An 8663-nucleotide genomic window follows, 5' to 3' on the forward strand; every position below is an offset into this window, starting at 1 on the left:
ACATCGGTTTCGCGAAACCGCCGCCGCCGAGGCGCGGGCGGACGATGACCGCCGCGCCGGGGCCGCCGGACAAGTACACCCGCACCGCGTTCTCCGCGGCGTTCGGCGGGGTCACGGTGATGCGCTCCATGATCTCCACTCCACTCGAAGAGTCACTCGAAGGGCCGTCCACTCCGGGCCAGTGATCGGCGACGGATGACACGTCGTAGCCCGGCGCGACGTTCCCGCGGTACTGCTTGGCGACCGCACCGGCCGGGATGGCGGGATCGCCGTTGTAGTGCGCGATCCAGTAGTGCGGTTCGGCGACACCGGCGGACGAAAACGCCGAGCGCACCGACGGCCAGGTCGACAGGTTGCAGTAGATCGTCGGGTCCGCGCCCGCCGCGCGGCGCATCCGGACCCAGCCCGGCGCCTCGGCCGGGGTGGCGTCGCCGGGCTCGACGTCGAGGACGTGCCCGTCGTTCGTCGAGGCCTTCTTGACGATCGTGACCTTGACCGCGTCGGGAAACCGGGCCCAGTCGGCGGGTGTCCAGGGCGGCAGCTTGATGCGGTCGATGTAGCCCGCGACCATCCGGGCGTCCGCGGGGATGTTCGCGGCCGTCACCGCGTCGTACATCGTGCGCACGGGCTCGGCCTCCCTTCGGTGCCGCATCGCCGGGGAATGGACGGCGAAATCGTTTTCACGGTCCGCCATCGTGCAATTACCCGCGTGGGATGGTCGTCAAGCGAAAAGCGCGACACCGCATGGTGCATCACCAAAACGGCCGTACCCCGCCCGTCCTTCACCCGGCGCTCACGCGCCGATGGTGACGTTCCGCTTCCGGTACTGGCTTCCCGCTCACCCGGCTGGCAAGCTGCCAGCACCTCACGAGGGAAGGACGTGCATGGCGGCACACCCGGCGCGAGCCCGGCGGATCGACGCACGGGTCGTCGTCCTGAGCGCGCTGCTCGTGGTCGCGCTGCTCGCGTGGGCCGGGTTCGACTACCTGAAGAACCGGCTGGCCGGCGGCGGCTGCGACACCACCACCCCGGTGCACCTCACGGCCGCGCCGGACATCGCGCCGGTGCTGACCGAGCTCGCCCGGACCGTCCCCGGGCAGGACTGCTACGCCGTCGAGGTGACCGCGAGCCCGTCGACGGCCACCGCGACCGCGCTCGAGGCCAACGGCGCGAACGGCCCGGACGTCTGGGTGCCGGAGTCGAGCACCTGGCTGCTGCAGGCCCGCGACGGCGGCGCGTGGAACCTCCCCGAGTCCGGCCAGCCGGTGGCGAGTTCGCCGGTGGTGCTGGCGCTGACCGACGACGTCGCGAAGCAGGCCGGCTGGCCGGCGAAGTCGCCGTCGTGGTCGGACGTCCTCGCCAAGAGCCCGGTCGGGCTGCCCGATCCGGGCCGGGACCCGGCCGCCATCGGCGCGTTGCTCGGCCTGCAACAGCTGACCAAGGGCGCGCCCGACCCGGCCGCGGCGTTCACCGAGGAGATCCGCAAGCTCTCGGCGGTGAAGCAGCCGTACCCCGCGTGGCCGGCGTCGGAGCAGTCGGTGCTGGCCCGCAAGCTCGTCGCCGCCTACCCCGCCGCCGGCGTGTCGAGCTTCGACTACCCGTACGTCGTCCTGCCACGGGCTTCGGAGGCCTCGCGCTCGGCGGCCGAGCGGTTCCTGCGGCTGCTGCTCGACCAGACCGCCACCAAGGCGTTCGCCGACGGCGGGTTCCGGACGCCGTCCGGGCAGCTGCTCGGCGACCGGCCGCGGGACACCCGCACGGACGCCGCGCCCCGCCCGGCCGGGCCGCCCGCGCCCGAAGCGATGTACGGCGTGCTCCAGGCCTGGGCCGGCGCCAACCTCAGCGCCCGCGTCCAGGTGCTGCTCGACGTGTCCGGCTCGATGGCCGCCACCGTGCCCGGCACCGGCCGCAGCCGGATGTCGCTGACGCTCGAAGCCGCGACGCAGGGGCTCGGGCTGTTCAAGCCGACCACCGAGATCGGCCTCTGGCTGTTCTCGACCAAGCTGGACGGCAACAAGGACTACAAGGAACTGCTGCCGATGCGGTCGATCGCCGAGCAGCTGGCCGGGGGCGGGGTGGCGACCCTGCAGGCGGTCAAGCCGAAGCCGGGCGGCGCGACCGGGCTGTACGACTCGATCCTCGCCGCGTACCAGAACGCCCGGCAGAGCTGGCAGCTCGGCCGGATCAACGTCGTCGTCGTGCTCACCGACGGCCGCAACGAGGACAGCGACTCGATCGGGCTGCCCGGCCTGCTGTCCGAGCTGGGCCGGCTGCAGGACCCGCGGAAACCGCTGCCCGTGATCGGGATCGGCATCGGCCCGGACATCGATTCGAGCGAGCTGAAGCAGATCTCGGCCGCGACCGGTGGCGAGTCCTTCACCACGCCCGACCCGCGCAAGATCTCCGACGTCTTCTACCAGGCACTGAGCAAGCTCATGTGCCAGCCGCCCGCCTGCAAGAAGTGAGGACACCCGTGTTGGTGCAGATCGAAAAGCCCGCGCCACGGGTGGTCCGAAGACCGTCCGCGCTGGTCGTCGCCGCGTTCGTCGCCGGGGTGATCCCGTTGGCGCTGCACACCTGGGCGGCGCTGCACGGGAACTTCGCCCAGGACGACTTCGTCATGACGTACCGGGCCGCCGTGGCCGGGCCGTTCGACCCCGGCTACCTGTTCCAGGACTACCACGGGCACCTGACCCCCGGCGGGTTCTTCCTCGCGGCGGTGATGACGTGGTGGGCGCCGCTGAACTTCCCGCTCATGATGGCGCCGCTGCTGCTGATGCGGGCCGCGGCGACCGTGCTGTTCTGGTGCCTGCTGGTGCGCTGCTTCGGCCGCCGCTGGGCGATCCTGGTGCCGTTCACCGTGTTCACGGCGTCGACGTTGCTGCTGGTCCCGACGCTGTGGTGGGCCTACGGTGTCCAGATCGTCCCGGTGGTGCTCGCCGCGGCCGGGGCCCTGTACTGGCACGTCCGCTACCTGCGTGAGGGCGGCCGGTGGTGGATCGGCGCGTTCGCGTGGACGCTCTTCGGGCTCGCGTTCTACGAGAAGGCCGCGGTGGTCCCGGTGCTGCTGGCCGGGGTGACCGTCCTGCTCGGACAGTCCTTCCGGGACCACCGGCGCTACTGGGCGGGACACGCGGCGCTGCTCGCCGCGTTCGTCGCGGGTTACCTCGCGCTGACGTCGAGCCAGGTGGCCCCGGGCGGCCCGCCGATGACCGCCGGCACCGTCGCCGACCTGACCGGCCGGATGCTCGGCGACACCTTCCTGCCCGGGCTGGCCGGGGGGCCGTGGTCGGGCCCCGGCCCGGGCGCGACCTGGGCGCCGTCGCCGTTCGCGGTCGTGGTCCTGCTGATCGCCGCGGCCCTGGCGCTGCTGGTGGCCGGCGCGCGCGTGGGCGGCCGCCGGGCCTGGCGGGCGTGGGCGCTGCTCGGCTTGCTGTTCGCCGTGGACGTCGGGCTGCTGGCGCTGACGCGGCTGCGCGAAGTCGGCCCGGCCGCCGGTGACGACCCCCGGTACCTCGCCGAGCTGGCCTTCGTGGCCGCGTTGTGCGGAGCGTTCGCTTTCTTACCGCCGGGCGAAATTGCGCCATCCGGCGGCAAGCGTGAGCGGCCGATCGCGCTAATCGCGTGCGTGCTTCTGCTCACCAGTTCCGCGGTGGGCTTTTCCCGGCTTGCCCCGGCGCTGCGGTTCGAGCATTCCGGGCAGTACCTCGGAAATGTGCGCGCGGCCGTCGCGGAGGAACCGGATCTGGTGTTCTACGACACGTTCGTGCCGTCCGATGTGGTGCACGAATGGTTCGGGGCGGACTCGCGGGCGTCGCGCGTGGTCGGCCTGCTGCCCGGCACCCACTTCGACCAGCCGACGAACCGGATGCACCAGCTCGACCAGACCGGCACCCCGCACCTGATCACCGGGGTGGCCGCGGAATCCCGCGGCGTGCCGGGGCCGGTGCCGGACTGCGGGTACACGGTCGGCGAAACGCCGGTGAGCGTCCCGCTCGACAAGCCGTTGCTCGGCCGCCACCTGCTGAAGATCGACTACTTCACCTCCGACGGCGGCGAAGGCCTGGTCGACCGGACACCGGTGTGGTTCCAGGCCGGGCTGCACTCGCTGTACCTGCCGGTGGACGGCCTCTTCGACCACATCGGCGTGCGCCTGTCGAGCCCGGGCGCGCCCGTGTGCGTGGCGAAGGTCGAGATCGGAAAGCCGGTGACTCAGTAGGGGTCGTACGGGCTGTCGTGGCCGAGCAGCCGGGCCAGCGGCCGCAACCGCAGGCGCAGCAGCACCTTGATCCCGACGTTGCGCACGAACCACGGCAGCTGGGCCAGCACGCGCAGCCGGTCCGCCGTGGACGGTGGCGTCAGCCGGAACCGCGCCAGCGACGTGGCCCGGTCCACATAGGTGTAGCGCCGTCCGAAGAGGACCTTCACGATCGTGCCGAGCGTGACGCCGATGGAGGAAAAACAGTCGTGGACCAGGATTTCCGCGCCCGGCGGCAGGTGCGCCGACCAGCGCAGGTCGTCGGTGTAGGTCCAGTAGTCGTGCTTGCCGTCGATGTAAAGCAGCTGTATGGGCCGAGCCCAGTCAGGGCGCAGTTTCGTGCTGTAACCGGCGACGAGCTCGACGACGTCGTCCAGCCCGGCCCGCCGGATGTTGCGCTCGAACAGCTGCCGCGTCGGCGATCCGCCGAACAACCGGCCGTCCACGAAGGGGTCGACGGCGATCACCGTGGCCCCGACGGTGCGGGCGGCGGCGCCCAGGACGATCGTGGATCGGCCCTGGTGGCTGCCGATTTCCAGGATGACGTCACCCTTTTCCAGGCGGCACGCGGCCTGCCACAGCGCCTCGCCTTGGGCGCGCGTCATCCAGCCCTTGACCGGCTCGGCCAGTGCCCACGCGTCGGCGAAGCCCGCGGGCGTCAATTCGGTAGTGATGGCGCACCTGCCCAAGGAAGTCGGGGGCCGGGGAAAATCGTCGGCACATGGTAGCCAGGTTTCGGCCTAGTATCTACCGGATGGTAACCGCCACCCGCGAACGGACCCGGGACGACGCCCCGCCCTCCGGCGGCGCCCGGAAGTTCTCGGTGGGCGCGTTCTTCCGCCGGCCCAGCACCTGGATCGTGCTGGCGCTGACCACGTTGTCATTCCTGCAGATGCCGGGGAAGACGACGTTCGACACCAAACTGGACCTCGCCGTCGACCCGCTCGCCTTCCTCGGCCGCGCGCTGCACCTGTGGAACCCGGAGGCGACCGCGGGGGAGCTGCAGAACCAGGCGTACGGCTACCTCTTCCCGATGGGCCCGTTCTTCGCGCTGTGCCAGGCCGCCGGCGTGCCCGCGTGGATCGCGCAACGGCTGTGGGGCGCGGTCCTGCTCTCGGCCGCGTTCGGCGGCGCGCTGGTGCTGGCGCGGGCGATGAAGATCGGCACCGAGCGCACCCGGCTGATCGGCGCGCTCGGGTACGCGCTCGCGCCGCGCATGCTGACCGAGATCGGCGGCCTGTCCGCGGAAATGCTGCCCGCGGTGCTGCTGCCGTGGGTGCTGGTGCCGCTCGTGCGGGCCGGGGCGATCGGCTCGCCGCGGCGGGCCGCCGGACTGTCCGCGCTGGCCGTGCTGTGCATGGGCGGCGTCAACGGCGCGATGGTCGTGATGGCGCTCGTCCTGCCGGGACTGTGGCTGCTGACCCGCCGCTGGACGCGGGCGCACGTCGAGCTCGTGCTGTGGTGGTTCGTCTTCGTCGTCGGGGCGACGCTGTGGTGGATCCTGCCGCTGCTGCTGCTCGGCGAGTACAGCCTGCCGTTCCTGGACTACATCGAGTCCGCGACGAACACCACCGCGCCGATGTCGCTGTTCGAGGTGCTGCGCGGCACCAACCAGTGGGTCGCCTACGTCGTCCAGGGCACGCCGTGGTGGCCCGGCGGCTGGTCGCTGATCGACAACCCGGTCCTGATGCTCGCCACCGGGCTCGTCGCCGGGGTCGGCCTGTTCGGGCTGACCCGGCGCGGCCTCCCGGACCGGCGGTTCCTCGTGCTCGGCGTGGTCACCGGGCTGACCCTGCTGACCATCGGCTACGTCGGCACGCTCGACAGCCCCCTGGCCGAGCAGGTCCGGCACCTGCTCGACGGGCCCCTCGCCCCGCTGCGCAACGTGCACAAGTTCGAGCCGGTGCTGCGGCTGCCGCTGATGCTGGCTTTCGTGCATGGCATCGCCAGCCCGGCGCCCGTGCGGTCCGCGCGGCGGTTCCTGCGGCCCGCGCTGGGCCTGCTGCTGGTGCTGGTGATGGCCGCGCCGGCGTGGCTGCTGAACCTGCGGTCCGGCCCGGGCTGGGACGCCGTGCCCGGCTATTGGTACGACGCTCTCGGATACGTCGCCAAGGCCGATCCGAACGCGCGGACGCTGCTGCTGCCGGCCACCGGCTTCGGCGAGTACGAGTGGGGTCGCACGGTCGACGAGCCCGCGCAGGCGATCGCGCGGAGCCCGTGGGCGGTCCGCAACCAGGTGCCGCTGGGGTCCGAAGGGAACACGCGGCTGATGGACTCGGTGGACGCGGCACTCGCGGACGGCCGCGGCGATCCCGGGCTGGCCGCGCTGCTCGCGCGTTCCGGCTACCGGTTCCTGCTGCTGCGCAACGACATCGAACGCGAACGGACCGCGGCCCCGCCGATCGCGACCCTGCGCGCCGGGCTGGCCGGGTCGCCGGACATCGCCAAGGCGGCCCAGTTCGGTCCCCTCGAAGTCTACGAAGTGCGGAAGCCGGTGCCGCTCGCCACGGCGACGTCCACAAAGGACGTCCCGACGGTCAGTGGTGGCCCGGAGAACCTGCTGCCGCTGATCGACTCCGGCCAGCTCGACCCGGCGACGCCGACCGTGCTCACCGGCGACGGCGGGTCGCCCGGCGGCCCGCGGCTGGTGACCGACGGCCTGCGCCGGGCCGAGCGGAACGTCGGCGGCGTCCGCGACAACCTCAGCCAGACGCTGACCGCGGGCGAGGCCTACCGCCAGCAGCGCGCGGCGGGCGACCTGCTGCCGTTCCCGGGCCAGGAGCACCAGACCGTGGCCGCGTACCGGGGGATCCGCTCGGTGACGGCGTCGACGGCGGCATCGTTCGCCGACGCCTTCGGCGGGTCCGATCCCTCGCACCAGCCGTTCGCGGCGATCGACGGTGACCCGCGCACGGCGTGGCACTCGTCGTCGTTCACCGGGCCGATCGGCCAGTGGCTCGAGGTCGAACTGGACACCCCGCGGCTGGTGAACTCCGTCCAGCTGCAGCTGGTGGACGACCTCCGGGTGGGCTGGCCGGCCACCCGGATCCGGATCACGACCGACAACGGCTCGGTCGAGCAGCCGGTGATCCGCGGCGCCGGGCCGCACGAGTACTCCGTGGCCGGGGGCGTGACCCGCAAGGTGCGGATCACGCTGCTGTCGCTCGTGGTGGGGCGGCAGGACGGGAACGTCGGCATCGCGGAGCTGACCATCCCGGGCACCGAGCCGCAGCGCGCGCTGGAAGTGCCCGCGGACCTGCCGACCGGGTCCGCGCCCGGGTTCGCGTTCACGCGCGGCCCGCAGCCGCGGTACGCGTGCCTGCCGCTCGGCGACGCCGTCCGGTGCGACGCCACCGCCGCGCGTGACGGCGAGGAGCCCGACGGGATCCGGCGGCTGTTCAGCACCCCGGCCGAGCAGACGTACCTGGTCGGCGGTTCGGTGCTGCCGGCGGGCGGCGGCCGCAACCCGGTGTCGCTGCCGGGGGTCACCGTGGCGTCGACGTCGCAGCTGGGCGGTGACCCGGCGGCCGCCGGTCTCGCGGCGGTGGACGGCAACGCGGGCACGACGTGGCGTCCCGACGTCACCGACCTGCGGCCGACGCTGACCCTCGGGTGGACGTCGCCGAAGCGGATTTCGGGGCTGCACATCGAGGTCGCGCCGTCCAGCGGCGCTCGCGCGCCGCGGCAGGTGGAGCTGGCCGGCCGGTCGGGGACGCGGACGGTGCAGCTCGACGCGGGCGGGTCGGCGTCCTTCGAGCCCCTGGACACCGACCAGCTGCAGCTCGTGCTGCCCGGCGACGACGACGATCCCGCGGCGCGCGCGGTGGTGGGCATCGGCACCCTCACGCTGTCCGGGAGCGACGGCCTGCTGCCGGGCCCGGACCCGGCGTTCACGGTGCCGTGCGGCTCGGGACCGAACGTCCACCTGGACGGGCTCGACTACCGGACGTCGGTGCAGGGCAAGCTGTCCGACATCATCGAGCACCGGCAGCTGGCGCTGGGGATGTGCCGCGACTCGGAGGGCGGCATCGCGCTGCCGGCCGGCGGGCACGAGCTGCGGACGGACCGGTCGGAGTCGTTCGTGGTCCAGGACCTGTGGCTGCGCCCGGCGGGTGCGTCGCCGCCACCGGTGCGCCGAGCGGTCCAGGTAGGCGAGTGGGACGCGGCGTCGCGCTCGGTGACGGTGGGCCCGGGCGCGGAGGCGGTGCTGGCGGTCCCGGAGAACGCGAACGCGGGCTGGGCGGCCACTTTGGACGGACAGCAGCTGACCCGCACCCGGGTGGACGGCTGGCAGCAGGCCTGGGTCGTCCCGGCAGGCGCGGGCGGCGTGGTGTCGCTGTCGTTCACGCCGGATGCGCACTACCGCTTGAGTCTTTTGATCGGCGCGGCGGCGGTGCTGCTGTTG

5 protein-coding genes are annotated in these 8663 nt (G+C 72.8%); 3 read left to right on the forward strand and 2 right to left on the reverse strand.

All coding sequences use genetic code 11. From position 1 onward, the window contains the following. Positions 1–625, reverse strand: a 625-nt coding sequence (locus CCN39_RS01350; protein ID WP_086837978.1) for a glycoside hydrolase family 25 domain-containing protein, incomplete at its 3' end; no start/stop codon positions are given. Between the two features lie 259 nt (positions 626–884). Here CCN39_RS01350 and CCN39_RS01355 point away from each other — a divergent pair. Together CCN39_RS01355 and CCN39_RS01360 are read left to right on the forward strand one after the other, a co-directional pair. Further along, positions 885–2465, forward strand: coding sequence for a substrate-binding and VWA domain-containing protein (locus tag CCN39_RS01355; RefSeq protein WP_086837976.1), 1581 nt, complete (start codon positions 885–887; stop codon positions 2463–2465). Between the two features lie 11 nt (positions 2466–2476). Beyond that, positions 2477–4219, forward strand: a complete 1743-nt coding sequence (locus CCN39_RS01360) for a glycosyltransferase family protein (RefSeq protein WP_086837979.1) — start codon at positions 2477–2479, stop codon at positions 4217–4219. Here CCN39_RS01360 and CCN39_RS01365 read toward each other — a convergent pair. Continuing rightward, a complete protein-coding gene (locus CCN39_RS01365; protein ID WP_244210565.1) occupies positions 4213–4920 on the reverse strand; it encodes a class I SAM-dependent methyltransferase in 708 nt (235 codons plus the stop codon). The two genes, CCN39_RS01360 and CCN39_RS01365, sit on opposite strands and share 7 nt — an antisense overlap. A gap of 92 nt (positions 4921–5012) precedes the next feature. Between CCN39_RS01365 and CCN39_RS01370 the strand changes: the two genes are divergently transcribed. Next, on the forward strand, positions 5013–8663 hold a 3651-nt coding region (locus CCN39_RS01370; RefSeq protein WP_086837977.1), incomplete at its 3' end, for an alpha-(1->3)-arabinofuranosyltransferase.

The sequence above is a fragment of the Amycolatopsis kentuckyensis genome, from assembly GCF_002155975.1.
Lineage (GTDB): Bacteria > Actinomycetota > Actinomycetes > Mycobacteriales > Pseudonocardiaceae > Amycolatopsis > Amycolatopsis kentuckyensis.

Coding starts and splice junctions, on each gene's coding strand:
- CCN39_RS01355 (WP_086837976.1), top strand. CDS start 885: ATGGCGGCACACCCGGCGCGAGCCCGGCGGATCGACGCACGGGTCGTC.